We start from the raw sequence: 26363 nt of genomic DNA on the forward strand, positions 1-26363 counted from the left end.
CGGGACACTGACCCAAACTTGTCAATGACCCGCTTTCTGGGGTTCATTCGGCGTCCGCGAGCCCCAACTCGTCGTCGAGCGCCGAGAAGAGTTCGTCGTCGGTGGCCGACCGGAGGTCGTCGCCGTCCGCGGCGGGCGGCCGGTGCCCGCTGTGCCAGCGGCGCAGCAGTTCGCCGAGCCGGCCGCCGACACCGTCGCGGTCGTGGTCTGCGCCGCCGTCGGCGGCGGCCTGGGCCAGTGCCGTCTCGAGGCGGTCGAGGGCCTCGGTCAGCGGGGCGGGCGGCGCGGCGTCTGCGGGGGCGAGGCGGCCCAGCAGCTCCGCGGCGAGGGCGGTGGCCGTGGGGTGGTCGAAGGGGAGGGTGGCGGACAGCCGCAGGCCGGTCGCGGCGGTGAGCCGGTCGCGCAGCTCGACCGCGGTGAGCGAGTCGAACCCGAGTTCCTGGAAGCTGCGCTCGTCTTCGAGGCGGCGGGCGTCGGCGTGGCCGAGGACGCCCGCGACTTCGGTGCGCACCAGGTGCAGGACGGTCTTCTGGCGTTCCTCGGGCGTCATCGGCGCCAGCCGCTCGGGCAGCGGCCGCTCGCCGGCGGGCGGGCCGCCGAAGGCTGCGCCGGCGCGGCGCGGCGGGGTGCGCACCAGGGCGCGCAGCAGTGCGGGCAGCCGGCCGGCGGCGGCCTGGGCGCGCAGGGCGCCCGCGTCGAGGCGGGCCGGTGTGAGCTGGGCGTGCGGGGTGCGCAGGGCGGCGTCCCACAGGGCGAGCCCGTCGGCGCCGGACATCGCGGCGATGCCGGTGCGGGCGAGGCGGGCCAGGTCGGCTTCGGCGAGTTCCTGGGCCATGCCCGCGTCGTCGCCCCACAGGCCCCAGCCCAGTGACTGGGCGGGCAGTCCGGCGGCGTGCCGGTGCAGGGCGAGGGCGTCGAGGAAGGCGTTGGCCGCCGCGTAGTTGGCCTGGCCGGGGGTGCCCAGGGGTGCGGCGATCGAGGAGAACAGCACGAACGCCGACAGGTCGAGGTCGCGGGTCAGTTCGTGCAGGTGCCATGCGGCGTCGGCCTTGGGCCGCAGCACGGTGTCGATGCGCTCGGGCGTCAGGGCGGTCAGGACGCCGTCGTCGAGGACGCCGGCGGTGTGCACGAGGGCCGTCAGCGGGTGTGCGGGGCCGACGTCGGCCAGCAGCCGCTGCACGGCGGCGCGGTCGGCCACGTCGCAGGCGGCGAAGCGGGCGGTGGCGCCCAGCTGGGTCAGTGCGGCGCCCAGTTCGGGCGCTCCGGGTGCGTCGGCTCCGCGCCTGCTGACCAGCAGCAGATGCCGTACGCCGTGTGCGGTGACGAGGTGGCGGGCGATGAGGTGGCCGAGGAAGCCGGTGGCGCCGGTGACCAGGACCGTGCCGTCGGGGTCGATGGGGCGCGGCGGGCTTGTGTCGTCGGCCGTCGCGGCGGCCGTCAGCCGGGGTGCGTAGGCCACGGCCTCGCGCAGTGCGAGGTGCGGCTCGTCCCCCGCCAGGGCCCGGGTCACGGCGGCGGGCACGGCGCGCGCGGAGGCCTCGCTGCCGTCCAGGTCGAGCAGGACGATGCGGCCGGGGTTCTCGGACTGGGCGGTGCGCACGAGTGCGCTGACGGCGGCGGCGACCGGGTCGGCCGTCTCGCCGGGCTTCGCCGCGCAGGCGCCCTGCGTCAGCAGGACGAGTCTGCTGTCGGCCCAGGCCTCCTCGGCGAGCCAGGTCTGCAGCAGCGCGAGGGCGTCGGCGAGCGCGGCGCGGGCGGCGTCGGGCGGCGTCGCGGCGCCGGCGGTGGCGGTGGCGGTGACGGCGTCGGCGACCAGGACGCCGGGTGCGGCGCCGCCTGCGGGCGCGGGCTCCCGCAGCGGGGCGGGGCCCGCGCCGTCGGCGTGCAGGAGGGCGGCCGTCCGCGCCGCGCAGCGGCCTTCGAGGACGGCCCACCGCTCGGCGGGGGCGGGGCCGGCGGGCGCCGCGCCCAGGTCGGCGAGTTCGCTCCAGTGCACCTGCAGCAGGCCGCCGTCCGCGCCGCCGTCCGCGCCGCGGCCGGTGAGGCGCCCGGCGGGCAGCGCCCGCACGGTCAGCGCGTCGACGCGGGCCACCGGCGCGCCGTCGGGGCCGGTGATGTCGAGGCGGACGGCGCCTTCGGCCTGCGCCGGGGCGATGCGGACCCGGACGGCGCGGGCGCCGCTCGCGTACAGCGTGACGCCGCTCCACAGGAACGGGATGTGGATGCGGTCGCCTCCCGTGCCGGGGACGGCGTCGTGTGGCCGCTGTTCCTGGCCGCCGAGTGCCAGCGGGCGCAGCGCGGCGTCCAGGAGTGCGGGGTGGATGCCGAAGCGGTGGGCGTCGGCGGCCTCGGCGTCCGGCAGCCGGACGTCGAGGTAGATCTCCTCGCCGAGGCGCCAGGCGGCGTGCACGCCCTGGAAGGCGGGCCCGTAGAAGAGCCCGGCGCTCTCCAGGCGCTCGTGGAGCGCCGGCAGGTCGAGGGCTGCCGCTGCGGGCGGGGGCCAGGCCCCGTCCCCGGCGGCGGGCGGGGCGGTGTGGTCGGTGCCGAGCAGTCCGGTGGCGTGCCGGGTCCAGGGCGCGCCGTCGCCGCCCGGCGCGGTGTCGGCGCGGGTGTGGACGGCGAACGGGCGGCGGCCCGCGTCGTCGGGGTCGCCGACGGTGACCTGCAGGCGCAGTGCGCCGTGCTCGGGCAGCACCAGGGGGGTTTCCAGGGTGAGGTCGTCGACCGTGGTGCAGCCGGCCTGGTCGCCCGCCCGGACGGCCAGGTCGGCCAGGGCCGCGCCGGGCAGCACCACGGCGCCCGCGACGACGTGGTCGCCGAGCCAGGGGTGGTCGGCCAGGGCGAGGCGGCCGGTGAACACCAGCCCCTCGCCGTCCGCGAGTTCGACGAGGGCGCCGAGCAGCGGGTGGCCGGGCGCGTCCTGGCCCACGCCCGCGACGTCGCGGGGCGCGTGCGGTGTCGGCAGCCAGTAGCGGCTGCGCTGGAAGGCGTAGGTGGGCAGGTCGACGACGCGGGCGCGGCGCCCGGCGAGCAGCGCCGTCCAGTCGACGGGGGCGCCGTGGGTGTCGGCGACGGCGAGCGCGGTGAGGAAGGTGTGCTCCTCCGGGCGGCCGGCGCGCAGGGCGGCGGCCGCCGCGGGGGCCTGGCCGGCGTCTTCGAGGGCGTCGCGGACCATCGCGGTGAGCACGGGGTGGGGGCCCAGTTCGAGGTAGGTGGTGATGCCTTCTCGGTGCAGGGTGCGCACGCCGTCGTCGAAGCGGACCGCGGCGCGGATGTGGCGCGCCCAGTAGCCGGGGTCGGTCAGCTCGCCGGGCCCGGCGATGCGTCCGGTGACGTTGGAGACGAGCGGGATGCGCGGCTCGTGGAAGGCGAGGGCGCCGGCGATGCGCTCGAACTCGTCGAGGACGCCGTCCATGTGGGGCGAGTGGAAGGCGTGCGAGACGGTGAGGCGGCGGGCCTTGGCGCCCTGGGCGCGGAAGTGTCCGGCGACCTCCTCCGCGGCGTCGGCGTCGCCCGAGATCACCACGGCGTGGGGCCCGTTGACCGCGGCGATCTCCACCCGGCCGGCGTGCCGGGCGAGGCGGGCGGCCACGTCGGTCTCGCGGGCCCCGATCGCGATCATCGCGCCGCCCTCGCGGGCCGCCTGCATCAGCCGGCCCCGCGCCACCACCAGCGTGCACGCGTCGTCCAGCGTCAGCACGCCGGCGGCGTGCGCGGCGCTCACCTCGCCCACGGAGTGGCCGATCAGCGCGGCGGGGGCGAGCCCGAAGTGCTCGGCCAGCCGGTACATCGCGCTCTGCACGGCGAACAGGGCGGCCTGGGTGAACTCGGTGCGGTCCAGCAGATCGGCTTCGGCGCTGTCGGGCGCGGCGAACACCAGCTCCTTGAGCGAGCGGCCGAGCCCGGCGTCGAGGCGGGCGCAGGCCGCGTCGAAGGCCTGCGCGAACACCGGGAACGCCGCGTACAGTTCGCGTCCCATGCCGGGACGCTGGCTGCCCTGCCCGGTGAACATCACGGCGGTGCGGCCCCCGCCGGACTCGGCGCCGAGGACCACGTCGGGGGTGTCCTGGCCGCGGGCGGCCGCCGCCAGCGCGGCGACGAGTTCCCCGTGGCCGGCGCCCAGCGCGACGGCACGGTGGGCGAGACGGGCGCGGGTGGTGGCCAGGGACAGCGCCAGGTCCTGCGCGCGGGGCGGCTCGCCCTCACCGTCCAGGTGGGCCAGCAGACGCGCGGCCTGGGCCTGCAGCCCTTCACGGGTGGGCGCGGACAGCGCCCACGCCAGCAGCCCCGCACCGGAGCCGGCGGCGGGCTCCGCGCCGGCGGCGGTGACGGAGCCCGTGGCGGTGGACACACCGGGCCCGGTGCCGGGGCCGGTGGGGGTGGGGTCGGGGGTGTGCTCGAGGACGAGGTGGGCGTTGGTGCCGCTGATGCCGAACGAGGAGACCGCCGCGCGCCGCGGCCGGCCCGCCCGCTCGGGCCAGGGCTGTTCCTCGGTGAGCAGCGCCATCGTGCCGCCGGACCAGTCCACGTGCGGGGTCGGCTCGTCGACGTGCAGCGTGCGCGGCAGCCTCTCGTGGCGCATGGCCATCACCATCTTGATGACGCCGCCGACCCCGGCGGCCGCCTGCGCGTGGCCGATGTTGGACTTCAGCGAGCCCAGCCACAAAGGCTCCTCACGCGTGTGCTCGCGCCCGTAGGTGGCCAGCAGGGCCTGCGCCTCGATCGGGTCGCCGAGGGTGGTGCCGGTGCCGTGCGCCTCGACCGCGTCGACGTCCGCGCCCGTCAGGCCGGCGTCGGCGAGGGCCTGGCGGATGACGCGCTGCTGGGCGGGCCCGTTGGGGGCGGTCAGGCCGTTGGACGCGCCGTCCTGGTTGACGGCGCTGCCGCGGATCACGGCCAGCACCCGGTGCCCGTTGCGGCGGGCGTCCGAGAGGCGTTCCAGCAGGATGAGGCCGACGCCCTCCGCCCAGCCGGTGCCGTCGGACGACGCGGAGAACGCCTTGCAGCGCCCGTCGGGCGACAGCGCCCGCTGCCGGCTGAACTCCACGAACGTGGTGGGCGTCGCCATCAGGGCGACGCCGCCCGCCAGCGCGAGGGTGCACTCGCCCTCGCGCAGCGCCCGCGCCGCCAGATGGAGCGCCACCAGCGACGAGGAGCACGCGGTGTCCACGGTGAGAGCGGGGCCCTCGAGACCGAACGTGTACGACACGCGGCCGGAGGCGACGCTGCCCATGCTGCCGTTGCCGAGGTACCCCTCGTACCCGGCGGGCGCCGGCTGCAGCCGGGAGGCGTAGTCGTTGTACATGACGCCGGCGAACACGCCGGTCCGGCTGCCGCGCAGGGTCGCGGGGTCGATCCCGGCCCGCTCGAACGCCTCCCACGCCGTCTCCAGCAGCAGCCGCTGCTGCGGGTCGGTGGCCAGGGCCTCGCGCGGGCTGATCCCGAAGAACTCGGCGTCGAAGTCCTCGGCGCCGTGCAGGAACCCGCCGCGGCGGCAGTACGTCTTGCCGGCCGCGTCGGGGTCCGGGTCGTACAGTTCGGCCTCGTCCCAGCCGCGTGAGGCGGGGAACTCCCCCACCGCGTCCACGCCGTCGGCGACCAGCCGCCACAGCTCCTGCGGCGAGGTGACGCCGCCGGGGTAGCGGCAGCTCATCGAGACGATGGCGATCGGGTCGTCGTCCGCGGCCCGCACCCGCACCGGCACGGCCGCCGCCGCGGCGGTGTGGGCGGTGGCGGTGTCCTCGCCCGCGACCCGCTCCAGCAGATAGCCGGCCACGGCCTGCGGGGTGGGGAAGTCGAAGACCAGGGTGGCGGGCAGCGTCAGGCCGGTGGCCGAGGCCAGCCGGTTGCGCAGTTCGACCGAGGCGAGCGAGTCGAATCCGTAGGTCTTCAGGGCCCGCCGGTCGTCGATGGCGCCGGGCCCCTCGAGCCCCAGGACGGTGGCGACATGGGTGCGCACGAACGCGGCGACGGCGCCCGCGCGTTCGCCGATCGCCAGGCGGGCGATGCGCTGCGCCCAGGCCCCCTCGGACGACGCGCCGCCGGCCGGGGCGCTCCTGCGGGCCGGCACCCGGATCAGCGTGCGCAGCAGCGCGGGCAGGCGTCCTTGTGCCGCGTCGGCGCGCAGGGCGTCGGTGTCCAGGCGGGCCGGGACGGCGAGCGGCCGGCCGGCCGCCCACGACGCGTCGAACAGGGCGAGCCCGTCCTCGGTGTCCATGGCGGCCAGGCCGCCGCGGGTCATCCGGGCGCGGTCGGCGTCGTCGAGGTGCCGGGTCAGGCCGGTGGCCTGGCCCCACAGTCCGAACGCGAGGGAGCAGGCGGGCAGCCCGTGGGCGTGGCGGTGCTGGGCGAGCCCGTCGAGGAAGCCGTTGGCGGCGGTGTAGTTGGCCTGGCCCGGGTTGCCGAGCGTGGCGGTGACGGAGGAGAACAGGACGAACGCGGCGAGGTCCATGTGCTCGGTCAGCTCGTGCAGATGCCAGGCCGCGTCCGCCTTGGGCCGCAGCACCCGCTCAAGACGCTCGGGCGTCAACGCGGTCACCGTGCCGTCGTCCAGCACCCCGGCCGTGTGCACCACCGCCGTCAGCGGATGCTCCGCCTCCACCGACGCCAGCACCCCCGCCAGCGCCTGACGGTCCGCCACGTCACACGCCGCCACCCGCACCGACGCACCCAGCGCGCCCAGCTCCTCGACGAGGCCGGCCACCCCCTCCGCCTGCCCGCCCCGACGGCTCACCAGCACCAGATGACGCACCCCGTACGCCACCACCAGATGCCGCGCGAACACCGCGCCCAGCGTCCCCGTGCCCCCGGTGACCAGCACCGTGCCGTGCGGGTCGAGCGGGCGGGACGCCCGGCCGGACACCGACGCCGGCACTGATGCCGGTGCCGGTGCCGGTGCCGGCACTGATGCCGGTGCCGGTGCCGGTGCTTTGACCAGTCTGGGCACGCGGGCGGTGGCGCCGCGCACCGCGTACTGGGGTTCGGCGTCGGCGGTCAGCGCCCGGGCCAGGTCGCCGGCCGGGCGGGGGCGCTCGTCGAGGTCGACGAGCGTGAACCGGTCGGGTTCCTCCCGCTGCGCGGTGCGCACCAGACCCCACAGGGCGGCGCCCGCCAGGTCGGTGACGTCCTCGCCGTCACCGGTCGCCACCGCGCCGCGGGTGACGACGGTCAGCCGGGCCGGTGCGAGCTCCTGGCTGCCGAGCCAGCGCTGCATCTCCGCAAGCGTGTGCCGCGTCGCGCTGTGGACGCGCGCCAGGGGTGTGGCGCCCGTGCCGTCACCGGCCGCGAGCAGCACCGTGGAGGGCGGTTCGGCGCCCTGCCGCAGGCCGGCCAGGAGGGCGTCGACGTCCGCGTGCCGGGGGACGCCGAGGCTGTCCGCGAGGAAGCCGGCCGTGCCGCCGGCCGGGCCCAGCACGGCGATGCCGCCCGGCCGGGCCTTCTCGGGCAGCGGCTGCTCGCTCCAGTCGACCACGTAGGGCGAGGCGAGGTCGTCGCCGGCCGCGGCCCGCAGCCGCTCCGCGGGGATCTCGCGCAGGGCGAGCGAGGCGACGGAGGCGACCGGACGCCCGGCCTCGTCGAACAGCTCCAGGCCCAGCCCGTTCTCGCCGGCCGGCACGATCCGCACCCGCACCGCCGCCGCACCCGTCGCGTGCAGACGCACACCCGACCACACGAACGGCAGCCGCGGCCCGCCCGCGCCCTCCCCCGCCGCCTCTCCCGCCGGCAGCAGCCCGGCATGCAGCGACGCGTCCAGCAACGCCGGATGCACCCCGAACCCCGCCACCGCCTCCCGCTCCCCCTCCCCCAGAGCGACCTCGGCGAACACCTCCGCACCCCGGCGCCACACCGCGCCCACCCCCTGGAACACCGGCCCGTACTCATAGCCGGCCCCCGCCAACGCCCCGTACAGACCGCCCACATCCACCGCCCGCGCACCCTCCGGCGGCCACACCAGCCCCTCACCCGCAGGTGCGGCCGGCGCGGCGGGCGGGGCGGGGTCCGCGGACAGCACACCGGTGGCGTGGCACGTCCACGCCTCGTCGTCGTCGGGGGCGCCCTCCTCGGGCCGCGAGTACACCGCGACCGCGCGCCGACCCGCCGCGTCGGGCGCCTGCATGACCACCTGCAGCCGCACGCCGTGCGCGGCGGGCAGCGGCAGGGGGGCCTGCAGGGTGAGTTCGTCCAGGACGTCGCAGCCCGCCTCGTCGCCGGCGCGCAGCGCCATCTCCACGAACGCCGTCCCGGGCAGCAGCACCGTCCCGGCCACCGCGTGATCGGCCAGCCAGCCGTGCGACTTCAGCGACAGCCGCCCCGACAGCACCACGCTCTGCGTGCCGGCCACACCCGTCACCGCGCCCAGCAGCGGGTGTCCGGCGGCGGCCAGGCCCGCGGCCGGCACGTCGGCGGTGCGGCGGGCGGGCTCCAGCCAGTGCCGGCTGCGCTGGAAGGCGTAGGTGGGCAGATCGGCCGGCTCCCCGTCCCAGGACAGGAGCGGGGCGAAGTCGACGTCCAGGCCGCGCTCCCACGCCTGGCCCAGCGACGTGAGGAAACGGTCCAGGCCGCCCTGGCCGCGGCGCAGCGTCGGCACCGACACCGCCGCAGCCGCACCCGCCCCGCCCGCCCCCTCTGCCGCGTGTGCCGTGGGTGCGGCATGTCCGGCGGGTGCAGTGGGTGCGGCGTGCACGGTGGGTGCGGTGGGTGCGGTGGGTGCGGTGGGTGCGGCATGTCCGGCGGGTGCGGTGGGTGCGGCGTCCTCGAAGGTCTCCTGCATGCCCTGGGCGAGCACCGGGTGGGCGCCGCACTCGACGAAGGTGGTGTGTCCGTCGGCCAGCAGGGCCCGGGTGGTCTTCTCGAACTCCACGGTCCGGCGCATGTTGCGGTACCAGTACGCGGCGTCCAGGCCGGCGGTGTCGATCGGGCCGCCGGTGACGGTGGAGTAGAAGGGCGTCTCGCTCGTGCGGGGGGTGATCGGCGCGAGCAGGTCGAGGACGCGCTCGCGGATGGGCTCGACGTGACGGGAGTGCGAGGCGAACGTCGTGGCGATGCGACGCCAGCGCGCGCCGTCGGCCTCCAGGGCCCGGGCCAGCTCGTCGAGGGCGCCGGTGGTGCCCGAGACGACGGTCGACGAGGGCCCGTTGACGACCGCGATCTCCAGGTCGTCGGCGTGCCGGGCGAGGTAGGGGCGCACGGCGCCGGCGGGCAGCGCGACGGACAGCATGCCGCAGGCGCCCTCGATCCCGGTGATCGCCCTGCCGCGCAGCGCCACCACCAGCGCGGCGTCGTCAAGGGACAGGGCGCCGGCGACGGTCGCCGCGGCGATCTCCCCCTGCGAGTGCCCCGCCACCGCGTCCGGCACGACCCCGTGGGAACGCCACAGCTCGGCCAGCGACACCATCACCGCCCACAACGCCGGCTGGACGACGTCCACCCGCTCCAGCAGCGCGGCGTCGCCCTCGCCGAGCAGCACCTGAAGCAGATCCCACTCCACATGCGGCGCCAGCGCCCGCGCGCACTCCTCCAACCGGGCCCGGAACACCGGCGCCTGGGCGTACAGGGGCGCCGCGACGCCGTGCCAGTACGAGCCCTGGCCCGGGAAGACGAACACGGTCTTGCCCTGCACGGCGGCCTGGACGGGCGAGTCGGGCTCGGCGAGCGCCTTCGCGCCGCGGACCAGGGCGTCACGGTGGGCGCCGACGAGCACGGCACGGTGGTCGAAGGCGGTGCGGTGACGCACGAGCGCGGAGCCGATGGCGGCCGCGTCCACGCCGGGGTGCCCGGCGGCGAACCCGGCCAGGCGGGCGGCCTGTTCACGCAGCGCGGCGGGGGTCTTGGCCGACAGCACCCACGGCACCACAGCCACAGCCGCAGGGGCCGGTGCAGGGGCCGGTGCAGGGGCAGCGGCCGCATCGGCCGGAGCAGTGGCGGCGGAGGGCGCGGCGGGGGCGGCGTTGTCGGCGGTCGTCTCCTGCCCGGGCGCCTGTTCCAGGATCAGGTGGGCGTTGGTGCCGGAGATCCCGAAGGACGAGACGGCCGCCCGGCGCGGCCGCCCGGCCTCGGGCCACGGCCGCTCCCGCGCGAGCAGCGACACCGCTCCCGCCGTCCAGTCCACCCGGGCCGTCGGCTCCTCGACGTGCAGCGTGCGCGGCAGGACCCCGTGCCGCAGCGCCATCACCATCTTGATCACACCGCCGACCCCGGCCGCCGCCATCGTGTGACCGATGTTCGACTTCAACGACCCCAGCCACAACGGCTGTTCAGGCGTGTGCTCCTGCCCGTAGGTGGCCAGCAGGGCCTGCGCCTCGATCGGGTCGCCGAGCCTGGTGCCCGTGCCGTGCGCCTCCACCGCGTCCACGTCCGCGCCCGACAGACCCGCGTTCGCCAGCGCCTGGCGGATCACCCGCTGCTGCGACGGCCCGTTCGGAGCCGTCAGCCCGTTGCTGGCGCCGTCCTGGTTGACCGCGCTGCCCCGGATCACCGCCAGAACCTCGTGGCCGTTGCGGCGCGCGTCGGACAGCCGCTCCAGCACCACCACCCCCACACCCTCGCCCCAGCCGGTGCCGTCCGCGTCCTGCGAGAACGCCTTGCAGCGGCCGTCCGCCGACAGGCCCTGCTGCCGCGAGAACTCCACGAACATCCCCGGCGACGCCATCACCGTCGCCCCGCCCGCCAACGCCAGCGCGCACTCCCCCGCACGCAACGACTGCGCCGCCAGATGCAACGCCACCAACGACGCCGAACACGCCGTGTCCACCGTCACCGCCGGACCCTCAAGCCCCAACGTGTACGCGATACGCCCCGACGCCACACTCGCCGTCGTCCCCGTGAGCAGATAGCCCTCCGAGCCGCCCGCGGGCTCGTACAGGCGCGGCCCGTACTCCGGCGTCATCGCCCCGACGAAGACACCCGTGCGGCTGCCGCGCAGCGAGCCGGGCACGATCCGGGCCCGTTCCAGGGACTCCCACGCCGTCTCCAGCAGCAGCCGCTGCTGGGGGTCCATCGCCGCGGCCTCGCGGGGCGAGACCCCGAAGAAGGCGGCGTCGAACATGTCGGCGTCGTAGACGAATCCGCCGTGCCGCGTGTACGTCTTGCCGGAGCGGCCCCGCTCGGGGTCGTAGAGGTCGTCCAGGTCCCAGCCCCGGCCGTCGGGGAAGACGCCGATCGCGTCGACGCCGGCGGACACCACGTCCCACAGGCTTTCCGGCGAGGTCACGCCGCCCGGGTAGCGGCAGGCCATGCCCACCACGGCCAGCGGCTCGTCGACGGCGTCCGGCAGCCCGGACAGGATCTCGTCGACGGCGTGCGGGTCGGGGGCTCCGACGAGATCGCGGACGATGTGCCGGGCCAGGACCTCGGGGGTGGGGTAGTCGTAGACCAGCGAGGGCGGCAGGGACAGGCCCAGGTCGCCCGCCAGCCGGCTGCGCAGCTCCACCGACGTCAGCGAGTTGTAGCCCAGGTCGCGGAACGACTGGGCCGCATCGACCGCTTCGGCCGACTCGTACTCCAGGATCTGCGCCGTGTGCCGCCGCACCAGATCGGTGATCAGCTTCTCCCGGAGCCGGTCGCCCTGAGCGCCGGTCAGGCCCCGCATCCTCGCCGCCCACTGGCCCAGCACCGTGTCCGGCTCGTCGCCGTCGTACGAGTCGTCGAGGGCATCGGGGACGGCGGCCCCGGGGCCCGCGGGGGCCGCCGCAGCACCGGCAGCAGCGGCAGCAGCGGCGGGAGCGGCGGGGGCGGTGCCGGTGCCGGTGTCGATCCAGTACCGCTTGTGCTGGAAGGCGTAGGTGGGCAGCTTGACCCTGCTGCCCCCGTGCAGGAGGGGGGTGAGGTCGGCGCCGATGCCGTGGGCGTGCAGGGCGGCCAGCGCCCGCAGGGCGGTGCGGGCCTCGTCCTTGTCCCTGTGCAGGACCGAGACCGCGACCGCGGTGACGCTGCCTGTGGTGCCGGTGTCGGTGTGGGTGTCGAGGGTGTTCTTCACCAGGGCGGTCAGGACGGGGTCGGGGCCGAGTTCGAGGTAGGCGGTGATCCCGCGCGCGTGCAGGGCCTGGACGCCGTCGTGGAAGCGGACCGCCGCCCGGATGTGCCCCGCCCAGTACCCCGGGTCGGTCAGCTCGCCTTCGCCGGCTGGGGCGCCGGTGACGTTGGAGATCACCGCGAGCCGCGGCTCACGGAACACGATCCCGGCGACGGCCTCCTCGAACCGGGCGACCGCGGTGTCCATGTGCGGGGAATGGAAGGCGTGCGAGACCGCCAGACGCTTGACGCGCACCCCCTCCTGCCGGAAACGCTCCGCGAGCTCCCCGGCGGCGTCGGCGTCGCCGGAGACGACGACCGCCGAAGGCCCGTTGACCGCCGCCAGCGCCAGCCGCCCCCCGAACGACGCCACCACCGGCGCCACGTCCGCCGCGGGCGCGGCGACGGCGATCATCGCACCGCCCGCCCGGGCGGCCTGCATCAGCCGGCCCCGCACCGCCACCAGCCGGCACGCGTCCGCCAGCGAGAACACCCCCGCCGCATACGCCGCCGCAACCTCGCCGACCGAATGCCCGATCACCGCGTCCGGGCGCACGCCCCACGACGACACCAGAGCGAACAACGCCGACTCCACCGCGAACAGGGCCGCCTGCGTGAACTGGGTTTCCTCCAGCAACGCCGCCTCGGCGCTGCCCTCCTCCGCGAACACCAGCGCCTTCAACGACCGGCCCAGCTCCCCATCCAGGTGGGCGCACGCCGCGTCGAAGGCCTGCGCGAACACCGGGAACGCCGCATACAACTCCCGCCCCATCCCGGCACGCTGGCTGCCCTGCCCGGAGAACATCACCGCAAGCCCGCCCGCGCCGGTGGCGCGGCCCCGCACCACATCCGCGCCGCTCTTGCCGGCCGCCAGCGCGTCCAGGCCCGCCAGGAGCTGTTCACGACCCTCGCCCAGCACCACCGCCCGGTGCTCGAACACCGACCGCGTCACCGCCAGCGACCACCCCACATCCACCGGATCGACCGAGTCGACCGAGCCGACCGGGTCGCCTTCGCTCTCCCGCACGAACTCCGCCAGTCGTGCGGCCTGTCCGCGCAGCGCGGCAGATGTCTTCGCGGACAGGGTCCAGGGCACGAGGGCCGTCCGGGCGGGGGTGGTGCGGGTGCTGACGGGGTGGGCGTTGCTGCTGCCGTCGGGGCTGGTGGTGTCGGCGTTGGGGGCGGGTGTGTGCCGGGTCCGGGCGTCCGTCTGGCGGGCGGGTCCGGCGGTGAGGACGAGGTGGCAGTTGGTGCCGCCCATCCCGAACGAGGACACACCCGCCACCGGGGCCGCGTCGTCGTGCTGCGGCCAGGGCTCCGTCTGGGTCTGCACCCGCAGGTTCAGCTCCTGCAGGTCGATGCCCGCAGCCGGCGAGCGGAAGTGCAGGCTCGCCGGAATGAGCCGATGCCGCACCGCGAGCGCCGCCTTGATCAGGCCGACGATCCCCGCCGCGCCCTCCAGATGCCCCACGTTCGTCTTCGCCGACCCCACCCGCAACGGCTCCCCGCGGCCCTCGGCCCGGCCCAGCACCGCGCCCAGCGCCCGCGCCTCCACCGGATCGCCCGCCCGCGTCCCCGTCCCGTGCAACTCCACATAACCCACCGCCGCAGGCAAGACGCCCGCATCCGCATACGCCAGACGCAGCACCTCCTCCTGACCCGCCGCGGAAGGAACCGTCAGCCCCGCACCGCCGCCGTCGTTGGTCACCGCGCCGCCCGCGATCACACACACCACGTCGTCGCCGTCCGCCACCGCGTCCGAGAGCCGCTTCAGCACCACGAGGCCACCGCCCTCGCCCCGCACATAACCCTCCGCCCGCTCATCGAAGACATAGGCGCGGCCCTGCGGCGACATTCCGCCGAACTTGGAGACGGTGACCTGCGACTCCGGGGCGAGGATCAGGTTCACGCCGCCGGCCAGGGCCAGTGAGACGTCGCCTTGGCGCAGTGCCTGGCAGGCCTGGTGGACGGCGACCAGCGCGGACGACTGGCCGCAGTCCACGACCCAGGAGGGGCCGGTGAGGCCCAGCAGGTAGGAGACGCGGTTGGCGATGACGCTGCGGGCCAGGCCGGTGGAGGTGAACGCGTCGACGGCCTCGGCGCCGGCGCGCCGGGACAGGGTCGCGTAGTCGTCGGCCATCGCGCCGACGAACACGCCGGCCGAGGTCGCGGCGACGGTCGCCGGCACGATTCCCGCGTCTTCGAACGCTTCCCAGGCCAGTTCCAGGACGAGGCGCTGTTGGGGGTCCATCGCGGTGGCCTCCCGCGGCGAGATCCCGAAGAAACGCGCGTCGAACCCGTCGACCCGGTCGAGGAACCCGCCGCGCCGCGCCACGGCGCGGCCCGGCGCGGAAGGGTCCTCGCTGAAGAACGCGTCGGCGTTCCAGCGGTCGGCGGGGACGTCGCCGACCGCTTCCGCGCCCGCGAGGAGGAGGTCGAAGAACGCCGCTGGGTTCTTCCCGCCCGGGAAACGGCACGACAGACCCACCACTGCGATCGGCTCGTTGTGCGGCCTGCCAGATTCAGAAAGCACGATGCCCGGTCTCCGTTTCGTCACACGCAGAAATCACACACGTCACACGCGGGGCGGGGTTTCGCGCCCGTGTCCGATGCCGCTGTCCGGTCTGTCACCTTCGTCAGCCGGGCTAAAGCCGCTCTTGCGGGGCCGCAGGGAGGGGCGGCGGCGCTAGGGCAGGGCCGGTGAGGCCAGGACCGGCATGGCGGCGTCGGCGTCGAGGTCCAGGGGCAGATCGCGGCGCCGGGACACCTGCAGCTTGCGGTAGATGCGGGTGAGATGCTGCTCGACGGTGCTGGCGGTGACGAACAGCTGGGCGGCGATCTCGCGGTTGGTGTATCCGGCGGCGGCCAGCGCCGCGACGCGTCGTTCCGAGGCGCTCAGCCGCCCGGCCCGGCCCTCGCCCGGGGCGCCCGGGCCGGGGGGCGGCGCGCCGGGGGGGCGGCCGGGCAGTATCTCCTCGCACAGCGGTTTCGCCCCGCAGTCCGCCGCCAGCGTCCAGGCGCGCCGCACGAGGGCGCCGGCGCGGGCGCCCTCGCCGAGGGTCTGCAGGGCCCGGCCGAGGTCTGCGAGGGCTTTCGCCAGTTCCAGCCGGTCGCCGCAGGCGCGGAGTTCGGTTGCGGCCCGGGCCAGGGTGCGGGCCCGTTCGCGGGGCGCTTCGGTCGCCGCCCGCAGGCGCAGCGCGACGCCGTCCGGGCGTGGTCCCCTCCCGGCGGGCAGGGCCAGCTGCTCGGCGATCAGGGCGGTGGCCTCGTGGCGCCGTCCGGTGCGCAGGAGCGCCTCGGCGGCGTCGGTGCGCCAGGGGTGCTGGCGGGGACGGTCAAGGCCCCACCGGGCGGCGAGCCGGCCGGCCTCGCCGAAGGCGTCCAGGGCGGCCTCGGCGCGGTGGGTGGCCAGGAGGTACTGTCCGCGGGCGCGCAGCAGCGCCAGCGTGTGGACGGTGTGCGGCACGGTGTCGCCGTCCAGGGGTTCGAGGTGGCGTGCCGCCTCCTCGTAGCGGCCCATGGCGGTGAGCGCCATGACCTGGACGGCGGCCGGCGCGGTGCGTGAGCGGCCGCCGCGGCCGGTGACGGCCCGCACGGCCTCGGCGGCGGCCTGTTCGGCGCCGGCGAGGTCGCCCAGGTGCAGGAGCGCCTCGGCCTGCAGCGCCCCGTACACGGCGTGCCAGCCGGGGGCCCGGTGCCGGGCGGCGTGTGCGCGCAGGCGGCGGGCGAAGGCTTCGGCGCGGCGCGGCCGGCCGGTGTGGATGAGGGTGCGTAACGCCTGGGCGAGGGCGTCGTGGGTGGTGGGGCCGGCGGGAGCGGTGTCCAGGAAACGCTCGGCGTCGCGCGGGTCGTCGTCATGGCCGGGGTGCGTCCACAGCGCGGCACAGACACGCAGATCCCCACCACCGGGCGCAAAGTGTGCACCGCCCGGCGGAAGATGCGCACCGCCGGGCGGAAGGTGCCCGCCACCGGGCGGAAGGTGCCCGCCGGGCGAGGGGTGTCCGCCGCCGGGCGGGAGGTGCCCGCCGGGCGGGAGGTGCCCGCCGGGCGGAAGGTGTCCGCCGCCGGGCGAGGGGGGGTTCTCGCCCGGCGGGAGCGCGAACAGGTCCCGCGGCACGGTGGCGCCGGGTGTGCGGGCCAGTGCTTCGGCGGCTTCCTCGATGCGTCCCTGGGCGGTGAGGAGACGGGCCAGAAAAGCGGCCGCGGCGGGTGCGAGGCGGCCGACGCGCAGTTCGGCCAGGGGTTCGTCAAGGTGGCCCTCGGCCGCCGCCGGGCTCATCTTCCAGGTGAGAGCGGCGAGTTGGAGAGCGATGTCGGTGCGGGTACGCGAGTCGGCCCGGTGAGTGCAGGCGGTGTGGGCGAGCTGGAGGCAGGCGGCGGCGCGTTCGCTCTCGCCGGCCGCCATGGCCTGACGGGCCGCTTCGCGCAGGGCCTGCACGGCCCAGTCCTCGTCGATGTCGCCGGCGGCGCGCAGCAGGCCGGCGACGGCGTCCGCCCGGGCCTGCGTCTCGTGCAGGACGCGGGCCGCCTGCCGGTGCAGCCTCCTGTGGGCGGCCGGCGGCAGGACGGCCAACGCCGCCGTGCGGGCCAGCGGATGACGCAGCCGGTGGCCGTGGGTGAGGCCCATCGCGGCGAGTGCGCCCAGAGCGGGCGCCAGACTCTCGGGTGAGGTGTGCAGCAGGCGCGCCGCCCGCACTGCGCTCGCATGATCGCCCAGGACGGCGAGCGCGCGGGCCAGACGCGCGACGGGAGCAGGACAGCGCCGCAGGCACACGCCGACGGCGCGGGCGAAGGGACCGCCCGGCTGCGGATCGCATCCGCTCTCGCCGAGCAGGGCCCGCACCAGCAGCGGATTGCCGCCGCTGGCGTCATGCACCCGGCCCACCAGCGTGTCCGGCGCCTGCCCGCCGGTGTGGCGGCGCAGCAGACGTGCGGTGTCGGAGCGGGCCAGCGGGCCGACCCGGACCCGGACCGTGGCGGGATGCGCCAGCAACACCGCCTCCAAGTCCGTACCGAGCGGCTGCGTGAGGTCGACCGCGAGCACGAGCAGCAGACCGCCCTCCCCGCCGGCACACGGCCGGGACCGGGCGAGAGCGGCCAGCCGGGCCTGGAACACGGCATCGGCGCGGCCCGCGTCGTCAACACACCACACCCTCGCGGCACGCGGACCGTCCGTATCGCCCGCGTCATCCGTGTCATCCGTGTCATCCGTGTCATCGACACACCACACCCTCGCGGCGCGCGGACCGTCCGTATCGCCCGTGTCATCCGTGTCATCCGTGTCGTCCGTGTCGTCGGGACACCACACCGCGGCGGCACGCGGGCCGCCTGTGCCGCCGGACACGGACAGAACGGCGGGACGCGCCGCACAGCCGGCGTCCACGACGAGCGCCCCACGACGTCGGGCCGTGTCGGCGCAGTACTCCAGCAACGCCGACTTGCCACAGCCCGGAGCGCCTTCCACCAGCACGACGCCGAAAGCGCCCCGCATACAGGCATCCAGTACGCCCTCGATACGCGTGCGCTCCCCGTCCCGGCCCAGCAGTGTCATGAACAGCAGACTAGGCAGACCCACCCCGCCCACCACGCCCACCAACGCTGACCGCAACCTGCCATGCAACAACTCCCCCACCCCCACCCAACCCCCGCCCCCGCCCCACACGGACCGCCACCACAACCCAACACGGACCACCACCCGGGCCCGACCACCGACCACCACTACCCCGTACAGCCGCCACCAGCGCGGGCCAGCACCACCCGACCCGACCACCACTACCCCGTACAGCCGCCGCCACCCCCCACGGGCCACCACCACCCGGCACGGGCCGCCGCTACCCGGGCCGGCGGCCTCCCACAGACCCTGCGCCAGCGTCACCCGGCCAAAGCCACCACGGCCCCACGCAACAGCCGACAGGCGGCGACAGAGTCCACCAACCACCGAACACCGGCCGCCGTGCACCGGCCGCCGACTGCGGGCTGCGGGCTGCGGGCTGTCAGAGCGCGGGCGGTTCAACGACCGCCGCGCGACAGCCGACGACAGCGACAGAGTCCACCGAACGCCGGCCGCAGGCTGCTGGCTGCCGGCTGCCGGCTGCCGAGCGCCGTGCGGCGTGCGGCGTGCGCCGTGTGGCGTGCGGCGTGCGGCGTGTGGCGTGCGGCGTGTGGCGGCTGGGGTCTGTCAGGGCGTGGGCGGTTCAGCGGACGGCGGGCTGGACGAGCCGGCCGAGATCCTCGGCGATGGCCGCGGTGACCGCGTCCTGCTGCGGCGTCAGGAAGAAATGCCCGCCGGGGAAACTGCGGAACGTGAACGGACCGCTGGTGAAGTCCCGCCACGCCATGGCCTGCCCGAGACCGACCCGCGGATCGGACTCACCCGTCAGGACACTCACCGGACAACTCAGCGCAGCCCCCGGACCGTCAGGCCTGAAACGGTAGGTCTCGATCGCGGTGAAATCAGCGCGCAACGCCGGCAGAACCATACGCAGGATCTCCTCATCGGCCAGCACCCCCGGATCCGTCCCCGACAACGCACTCATCTCCGCGATCAACGCCTCATCGCCACGCGTGTGCACATCGCCCCCGCCATACACGTCAGGCGCGCGCCGCCCCGACACGATCAGACCCAACGGCGCCCGCCCCGCCCGCTCCAACCGCCGCGCGATCTCAAAGCCCAAGATCCCGCCCATACTGTGACCGAACAAAACCAACGGCAGATCGTCAAACGGGCACAACACGTCGAAGATCTCCTCCACCAGAGCATCCACCGACGTCAGCGCAGGCTCATGCCGCCGGTCCTGACGCCCCGGATACTGCACAGCCAACACGTCCGCACACGCCGCGAGGACCCGCGAATAGGAGAAGAAAAACGACGCGGTACCACCCGCATGCGGCAGACACACCAACCGCACCCGCCGGTCCGAAACCGGATGAAAACGCCGCACCCACAACTCTGCACTGCCCTCATCACTCCTCATACACCCAGACCGTAGAACCACCCCATAAAGCCGCACTAGCGCCACACACCCACACACCACACCACCAACCCGCACCCCCACACCCCCCACCCCCCACACCCCACACCGCAACAACCCGGGCGCCCCGGCACGCCTGGGCGGGTCGACCACACGAAACGCTCACCGCGTCCCGCAGAACGGCAGACACCTCGCGTCGAAACCGCTCGCCCGTCAGGACCGCAGTCTTCGAACAACCCGGCACCGGGCTGAAGAGAATCCCGCCAAGGAGACGGCACGGCACCGGTACCCCTCGTCGCCGCTCCTGTGACGGGCAACCACCCCTGGACGAACCGGAGTCGTGGCCTACGTACTCGGCGGGCCTGGCTGAGGAATTCACGCCGGAGACCTTCGGATCGGACGCAGGCGACGCGCACGTGCGGGATGACCAGGCCCGTGCCGCGGTAGCCGCCATCGGCGATGACCGTGGTCTTGCCGACGGCGTCTTTAGCGCCGGACAGCTCCCATGCCGTGCAGTCGTTGCGGTTGCCGGGCCAAGGCCGGCCGACGGCGACCACGAGCCGGGCGTCGGCGTCGATGACGACCTGGTCGTGGGTGGAGTACCGGTAGTTCTCGGACTGCTCGGCGACGGTGCGGTCGCGGGCGGGGACAAGAGCGCCGTCCACGATCAGCACGGTCTCCTTGCACAACCTCTTGCATGCCGGAGGGCGAGCACGGGCCCGAGGCGGTCGATGACGCGGTCGGCCGCCGAGTCGGGCACTCCGAACAGTGGGGCCAGTCGGCGCCAGATCAGCGTTCGCCGGTACGCGGCAACCAGAGGAGCACCCGGTCTTCCAGCAGCAGGCACCAGGGCCAGCGGCCCGCCTCCGCGCACCCGGGGTCCGCGCCCCCGCCCCGCAGAGCGGTGATCATCTTGCTGAACCGGCGCGGACTCAGCCCGGTGAACGGCGCTGTCCAGGAAGACACCGACGCCGTAAAGACACCAGCCACGCCGGGATCATCGCACCGGGCCAGCGTGCTCGGTCAGCAAGCCCCCCGCCTCAGCGGAACTCGTGAACCACCTGGATTTCGCCGACAATGTGGGCGTTGAAGTCGTCCAGCTCCTCGGCTGGCACCCAGAGCTCGAGGATCGTCTGCCCGCCGGCCTGCTGGATGGGATACCGCCTCAAGAACTCCGACTCGACCTCGAAACGAGTGACGAAACCGGTGCCGTCGTGCTTCACGTTCCAGTCCCGCGCCACCCTGACGGCGTAGTCCTCGTTGAGGACCGGGTAAAAGATCGGCTGCTCGGGCAGCCGGGGTGGCCAGGCACGCCAGTTCAGCTTCCGAACCAGATCCAGTTCCTTGGGGCCGGTGGGGCGCCACAGGGTCGTCGTTACTTGCTGGATGGTCATCTGCGTCGCTCTCTGAACATAGGGCACCGGTACGACGGGTCGGGAGACCGGACGATACCGGCACCGCGAACTCAGCAGCTACGCAGTTTCCACTCCCTGGCCAGTCGCATGACCAGCAGTTACGGGACAGCCCTTAGCGAGCGAAGGGCGCCCGCGGAGGGAACTCGCACCTCGTCGGTGCCCGGCAAGGTCGACGCCCTCGATGGCGTCAGCCGCTGCGGTACGGAGCAGCCCAGCGCCGCGTGGGACTACCTCGCCTCGGTGGTCCCCTGAGCCGGTCCCCGCCCCTTCTCCCGGCCCTCTCCGCCGCGTTGGGTACGTCCTGCTTGCTTCGTGGGCTCACCCCGACCTAATATCGTCATTGTGACGATAATGGCCCAGTGGTCCCCGCTCCCTGCAGGCATTGACTTCAGGGGCTTCGAGTCCCTCCACGGACTCGAAGCGCACAAGTATGTGGCCCGCGGTCCCGCCGTCCACCTCAATGCGCTGCCCGCGGCAGTTCCGGGCTGCGGGACCCACGGCCGCGTTGGGATGAACGACGACCCCAGCACGGAGAAGTGATCATGTTCGAAATGCCGGTAAATCCCTTTGAGCTCTCCGAAGAAGCGCTGAGCCGAATATCTGCCGATGCCTCATGGACCCCGATCGAATCGGAGATCCCAAAGGCCAACGCCAAGGTGATTCGCCATTTCCTCACTCCGGCCGAAGTGGAGGCATTCACGACCGAACTGGCCGCCCAGCGCTTTGCACCAGTAGGCCGAGACGGCATTGCCGCCAACTACGCAGAGGGAGATCCGGTCACTCATCTCCGCGCCACGGCCGAATCCACATCCCTGGCGGCAGAATTCTACCGCAGGCTGCGGACGCTTCTCTCGCTTGAAGTGGGATCGGACGATCCGACGGATTCGGACGGAAGGCCCTGGAGGCCGGCAGCCGTCAATCCGCGTATGCGCTTCATCACGTACGAACACGGCGGATTCATTGTCCCGCACTACGATTCGCCCTATTTCGCCCCCGACGGAAGGCGCACTCTCCTGACGGTCGTCGTCTACCTGTCGTATGAGGCCGTGGGCGGAGAAACGCGGTTCATCGCCGATAAGCAGAATGATCTTCCCTTTGCGCAACGCGACTTCTCTGACTGGCCGAGGCCCGCGAAGCCTGAGGAAATATTGAGTGCCCACCGCCCCGAACCGGGCGATGCGCTCCTCTTCTGGCATCGAACGCTTCACGACTCGGCCCCGCTTCTTGAGGGTACGAAAACAATACTCAGAACCGACGTGCTCTACGAGCCCGTAGATGTGCCTTGAGCAGCGGCAAGGCCACCGTCGCGTTGTCCCTCACCCCAGAGACCGACGTCCGGCACGCCGTGATCGCCCACCTCCGGGCCGGGCGGCATCGGGCCCTGCCCGCGGCCGGGCATCGAATCCCCTCGCACCGAACGGCAGGGAGAGCAGCATGACCAACGGGAGGATCCACACCGACTGGGTGGAGACGGTGTCTCAGACCGCGTTTGAGATCTGCGGCGTGGGACGATCGACCGGTGACTCGACTCGTAGACCGTGACCGCTCTCTGGAGGAGCTTGAGCGCGACCGTTGGCCGACCCCGTCGACTGAGGCAAGTCGCCTTGTTGCGACGGTGCACGCCCTTCGGTGTCGGCCGATCGGCGAGCTGACCGTCGAGGACATGCGTCTGCTGATCGGGCAGGACGTAGGACTTGCTTATCTTCTGCCGCTCGCGCTGGAGGTGCTGCGGGACGACCCGATGGCCGAGGGCGACATGTACGAGGGCGATCTGCTGGCCGCCGTTCTGACCAGAAGTCCAGCAGTCTGGAATGAGTGGTCCGAGCTCGGCCGGGAGCTGGGCGTGATCGTCTCGGAGCTGACCGATCTGCCGCAGTCCTTGATGCAGGAGACCGCGAGGTTCCTGGCTCGGTAGGCGTTTCGGCGCGGGCCGGTGCGATAGCCCTGCCTACGAGGGCTGCTGCCGCACGAGTGGGCGTGGTCCTGGCCGTGTTGCGGGCGGCCGCGAGTCAGGCGGCGAACCATGATGCCGATCATCGCCCAGCGGATCATCGTCTCGGAGCGCGCCGGACTGGTCTCGTAATCGCGGGCGAGGCGACGGTGGGCGGTGATCCACGAGAGCGTGCGCTCGACCGCCCACCGCTTCGGCTGCACCTGGAACCCCCGCTGATCGGGGTCTTTGCGGACGATCTCCAGCTCGCGGCCAAGCACGGTGGCGGTCCAGTCGACCAGGCGGCCGGCGAAGCCCTGGTCCGCCCAGATCTTCTTGACGCCCGGGTGGTCGAGGCGTGTCCACAACAACGGTCGGCGGGCGCCGTCGCGGTCCTGCACGCTCGCCGCGACCACGTGCACGGCCAGCAGCAGGCCGAGGGTGTCGGTGACGATGAACCGCTTACGGCCCTTGACCTTCTTGCCCGCGTCGAATCCCCTGGTGGCGGCCGGAACAGTATCGGCTGTGCGAACGGACTGCGAATCGATCAGGCCCGCGCTCGGCTCGACGTTGCGGCCGTCGGCTTCACGGATCTGGCCGCGCAGTGCGTCGTGGATGCGTTCGACCATTCCGTCGTCGTGCCACCACGTGAAGTACCAGTACACCGTCGGCCACGGCGCGAAGTCCTTCGGCAGCTGCCGCCAAGCACAGCCCGTCCGCACCACATAGAAGATCGCATCCACGATCCGCCGCCGCGGATGCTTCTCCCGCCGCCCGCCCTGCGGCCCCACCCGCGCCGGCGGCAGCAACGGCTCCACCAACGCCCACTGCTCGTCCGTCAAGTCCGACGGATACCCACCCCCAGCACCACTCACATGAGGCTCAACGACCACGCACCCACCTGGGCACGGCAGATCTCAAACGCGGTCTGAGGGTCGCAAGTTCATCACCTGCGGTCTGGCCCGGAAGACGTACGTGGTGAAAGACGGTATTGCCTGTCGGGTTTCGTCCTACGCACTCGGCCGCGACCTCGGCAGCCCAGGCAAATACGACTTCGAGATCGTTTCGGCGACGGGGGGCCCTCCGATCCGGAGGTTCTTCAACTGGGACGGCGTGCCGGCCGAGATACGCGAGGTCGCTCTGTTCGACGCCCCGTGCTCGATTGGCGCGACCAGCCCACAGCGGAGGCGGCATGGGAGACCTACCTCAACGGGAACAGAATCAGTCTGGATGCCTACGGGATCTTCTCCCCGCAGCACCTGATGAGGAATCAACGGGATACCGCTCTGGAGATCCTCCGGAGCGAGGGCTACGCCATACCGCGAACCCCGGAACCCGCCGAGACGCCCGGGACCTGGCTGGGCCACTGGGGTGGAGCATGGATGCCGGCCGATGTGCTCGCGGCCCTTCACACCGTGCCGGACGACACCGCGCAACGTGCGTGGTGTCAGGGAGCGAAGGAATCCCTGGACATCGCATGGGATATGCACCTCCTGTGGACCACCGACGTGTTCTGACCGGGCCCGCGCTCCGTCCATGACCACCGTGGCGGACCGTCGGCAGTCACCCTGCACCGAGGTGCCGAGTACCGGCCGCGGCCCGGTCCACCTCCGGCCTGACTACCCAACACGGCCCGGGCGAGGATGTACGGCAGCACCAGAAGATGCGCCCGCGAGGTTGCGCCAGCGCGGCATCCGCCACCGCATCGCCCGCAGGGGAATCAAGTCCTCGCAGCGACTCGGACACCACCGCTGGACCATGGAACGACCACGGCCTGGCTCGCCGGCTACCGCCGGACTCCACCGCCGCGACGAACGCAAGGCCGAACGCTTCCTCGCCTTCACCAGCCCGGCCCTCACCCTCATCCGCTACCGCAGACTCGCCAAATGAGATGACCTCTTTAGTGAACAACCCAGTTTAGAAACCCTCTTAAGACCCCGTTTAGGACCCCCTCCTATCCTGCACACACCCCCACACAACCAAAACAAACCCAACCCCACACCCACCACCCACCACCCCCTGCACCTGCACCCGCACCCGCACCCGCACCCGCACCCGAAGGAGACGCCACATGCACCAACCCAACGCCATCCTCAAAGGCGGACCCACCTTCCAACTCACCGACGAAGACCGCATCCGCTTCATCGCCGACACCACCACCAAAGTCAAAATACTCAAAGGCAACCGCTACGAACACTTCGAACCCACCCACACCACCATCACCACCGACAACAACCAACTCCACGTCTACACCTGGACCGGCTACACCTACGTCGCCGAATAACCCCCACCCCCGCACACAACAACCCCAGCCCACCACCACTCCCCGACCACCGAAACAACAGACCCACCCACAACCCCCTGACCACGCTCCTCGAAATCGGCTCAGTCGGCAGTTCCGAACAGCTGGTCGGGGGTGGCTCAAAAATGCTGTCGGCCCGTCACATCAAGGCCACCGCGTGCTGGTTGACTGTCCCTGTGAATGACCTGATGTACGTAGAGAGCCTTGTCGAAGTCGACCAGGCCGGTCTTCTCCACGATCGTGATGTGGTCCATGACGGTCTCGTTGGTCTTGTCCGCCAGGACACGGATCAGCGAGTTCTTCGTGGTGGTGCGGACGCTCGCGATCGTGGAGAGGATCTGCCCTTGTGTCGCGCGCAGGATGGTGGCCATGTCGGCATCGAACTGCTTGCCCGTGTCGCCCTTCAGTTGGGCTACGAAGCCCAGTTGTTGCGGCGAGGGCTGGTTGGGCAGCGTGATGTCCAACTCGCCTGCGACGCCGCGGCAGACCGCATCCAGCAAGCCGTGCCCGGCGATCAGGTGCTCCCCGGCGGTCTTGACCGACTTGGTCGTGCCCTTCTGTACCGCCATCTGACCGACGGGGTACTCCCACAGTCCGGCCGCCCGCACCTGGACCACGAAGTCCCGGTCGGCTTCCGTCAACGGCCCGCTCTCCGGGCGGGCGATGACCCGGTCGGGTGCGCTGCCGACCTTCTGAACTCCGAGCATGGAGGGGTAGAGGAGCGAGCCGAGAGTGAAGGCGATCCCACCGCCGAGGAAAAAAGTTCCCGCGACTTTCCGTGAAACGAACACCGTGTCTCCTGATCCGGATCGGATCCCGCACGCGCAGGAGTACGGATACGGATCCCGGCAGAATCTCTTGGGTTCGCAATGGGTTCGCAAAATCGGCCGGTCGGCTTCGGGGATGCCCCGGAGCGGGTGAATACACCGCGTGTGTGCAATATGAACGGATCTCGCACCGTTGCGGAATGTGTCGTTCGAGGGTTCAGCTCACCGGCACCAGCCCCTCGTGGTCGACGTTCCTGGTCCAGTGGACGTCAGCGCGCTACCCGGGCGTCGCCGCCCGCCGAAGCCAGACTCTCCGGCGGCGCAAAGAGGGGCCGTTCGGCCCCAACTACAATCTGAAACATGGGCCGTTCGCCCCTATCGGGATGGGGTGTCCTTGCGGCGATCATGTGGCGGCGGCCGGGAAGGGCCACATCCATTCCCGCACACACGGCGCTTCCCGGCTCGTCAGCGACGTAAGCAGATACGAAGGAAGCGGTTCAGTCGAGCATGAACCAGCCGCGTACCTGTGCCTCATGATCGACGTAGCGTTCGCCGGAGACGTCGACGACGACCTTGTCGATCGCGCCCCCGGTGAACGGGAAGGGCCCTTCGTAGTCGGGGGTGACCGGCGAGGCGTCGTCGCGGCCCACGCAGATTCCGTCCCCGACGACAATGAAGGCGCCGGGCTGGGTGACGATGTCCTCGCTGCCCACCTGCCGGTCGTCCACATAGAGGGTGAGGGTGCCCGCGGCACCGGGCATCGCCGGGTCTGTGCTGCGGCCGCTCGCGGCGAACTCGGCCGTCAGTGAGCATTTTCAGCGTTGCCTCTCCACAGCTCGTAGGGGCATCCCCCAGCGTAGCCGCTGCCGTAGGCGCGTCCGTTCTCCTCCGGCAGCAGCGACAGCGGGCCGTCGCGTGCGGATCCGGAGCAGGTCGGGCCGGCCGTCGGTGATCAGGCGGTGGAACGCG

General features: G+C 73.2%; 11 protein-coding genes and 2 pseudogenes. 5 read left to right on the forward strand and 8 right to left on the reverse strand.

What is annotated here, in order from left to right:
* Positions 1–43 precede the first annotated feature (43 nt).
* The 5 genes and pseudogenes from OHS82_RS00395 to OHS82_RS00415 all read right to left on the reverse strand — a co-directional run bounded on the left by OHS82_RS00395 (position 44) and on the right by OHS82_RS00415 (position 20374).
* On the reverse strand, positions 44–14542 hold the full coding sequence (locus OHS82_RS00395) for a type I polyketide synthase (protein ID WP_328432913.1): 14499 nt from the start codon (positions 14540–14542) through the stop codon (positions 44–46).
* Positions 14543–14695: 153 nt separating this feature from the next.
* Positions 14696–17560, reverse strand: coding sequence for a helix-turn-helix transcriptional regulator (locus OHS82_RS00400; RefSeq protein WP_328432914.1), 2865 nt, complete (start codon positions 17558–17560; stop codon positions 14696–14698).
* Between the two features lie 643 nt (positions 17561–18203).
* A complete protein-coding gene (locus tag OHS82_RS00405) occupies positions 18204–18983 on the reverse strand; it encodes a thioesterase II family protein (protein WP_328432915.1) in 780 nt (259 codons plus the stop codon).
* A gap of 407 nt (positions 18984–19390) precedes the next feature.
* A pseudogene (locus OHS82_RS00410) lies at positions 19391–19970 on the reverse strand (transposase); the annotation flags it as partial.
* Positions 19971–20020: 50 nt separating this feature from the next.
* On the reverse strand, positions 20021–20374 hold the full coding sequence (locus OHS82_RS00415; protein ID WP_328432916.1) for a hypothetical protein: 354 nt from the start codon (positions 20372–20374) through the stop codon (positions 20021–20023).
* 563 nt (positions 20375–20937) lie between these two features.
* Here OHS82_RS00415 and OHS82_RS00420 point away from each other — a divergent pair.
* Together OHS82_RS00420 and OHS82_RS00425 are read left to right on the forward strand one after the other, a co-directional pair.
* Positions 20938–21681: a 2OG-Fe(II) oxygenase gene (locus tag OHS82_RS00420; RefSeq protein ID WP_328435999.1), complete on the forward strand. Its 744-nt coding sequence runs from the start codon at positions 20938–20940 to the stop codon at positions 21679–21681.
* 329 nt (positions 21682–22010) lie between these two features.
* Complete coding sequence (locus OHS82_RS00425; protein ID WP_328436000.1) at positions 22011–22310, forward strand: contact-dependent growth inhibition system immunity protein; 300 nt, start codon at positions 22011–22013, stop codon at positions 22308–22310.
* A gap of 107 nt (positions 22311–22417) precedes the next feature.
* On the opposite strand, the pseudogene OHS82_RS00430 reads toward OHS82_RS00425, so the two are convergent.
* Positions 22418–23239: pseudogene (locus OHS82_RS00430) on the reverse strand (IS5 family transposase); the annotation flags it as partial.
* Positions 23240–23479: 240 nt separating this feature from the next.
* Here OHS82_RS00430 and OHS82_RS00435 point away from each other — a divergent pair.
* The 3 genes from OHS82_RS00435 to OHS82_RS00450 all read left to right on the forward strand — a co-directional run bounded on the left by OHS82_RS00435 (position 23480) and on the right by OHS82_RS00450 (position 24609).
* The gene (locus OHS82_RS00435; RefSeq protein ID WP_328432917.1) at positions 23480–23842 is read left to right on the forward strand and encodes a hypothetical protein; all 363 of its coding nucleotides are present in this window, start codon (positions 23480–23482) and stop codon (positions 23840–23842) included.
* A gap of 241 nt (positions 23843–24083) precedes the next feature.
* A complete protein-coding gene (locus OHS82_RS00445; protein ID WP_328436180.1) occupies positions 24084–24215 on the forward strand; it encodes a hypothetical protein in 132 nt (43 codons plus the stop codon).
* Positions 24216–24396: 181 nt separating this feature from the next.
* Positions 24397–24609, forward strand: a complete 213-nt coding sequence (locus tag OHS82_RS00450) for a DUF5988 family protein (RefSeq protein WP_266715597.1) — start codon at positions 24397–24399, stop codon at positions 24607–24609.
* Positions 24610–24746: 137 nt separating this feature from the next.
* On the opposite strand, the gene OHS82_RS00455 is transcribed toward OHS82_RS00450, so the two are convergent.
* Both OHS82_RS00455 and OHS82_RS00460 read right to left on the reverse strand, forming a co-directional pair.
* Positions 24747–25418 (reverse strand): DUF4142 domain-containing protein, encoded by a 672-nt coding sequence (locus OHS82_RS00455; protein WP_328432918.1) that lies wholly within the window; start codon positions 25416–25418, stop codon positions 24747–24749.
* A 473-nt stretch (positions 25419–25891) separates the two neighbouring features.
* On the reverse strand, positions 25892–26155 hold the full coding sequence (locus OHS82_RS00460; RefSeq protein ID WP_328432919.1) for a hypothetical protein: 264 nt from the start codon (positions 26153–26155) through the stop codon (positions 25892–25894).
* Positions 26156–26363: the final 208 nt, after the last annotated feature.

This window comes from Streptomyces sp. NBC_00425, from assembly GCF_036030735.1.
Classification (GTDB): Bacteria; Actinomycetota; Actinomycetes; order Streptomycetales; family Streptomycetaceae; genus Streptomyces.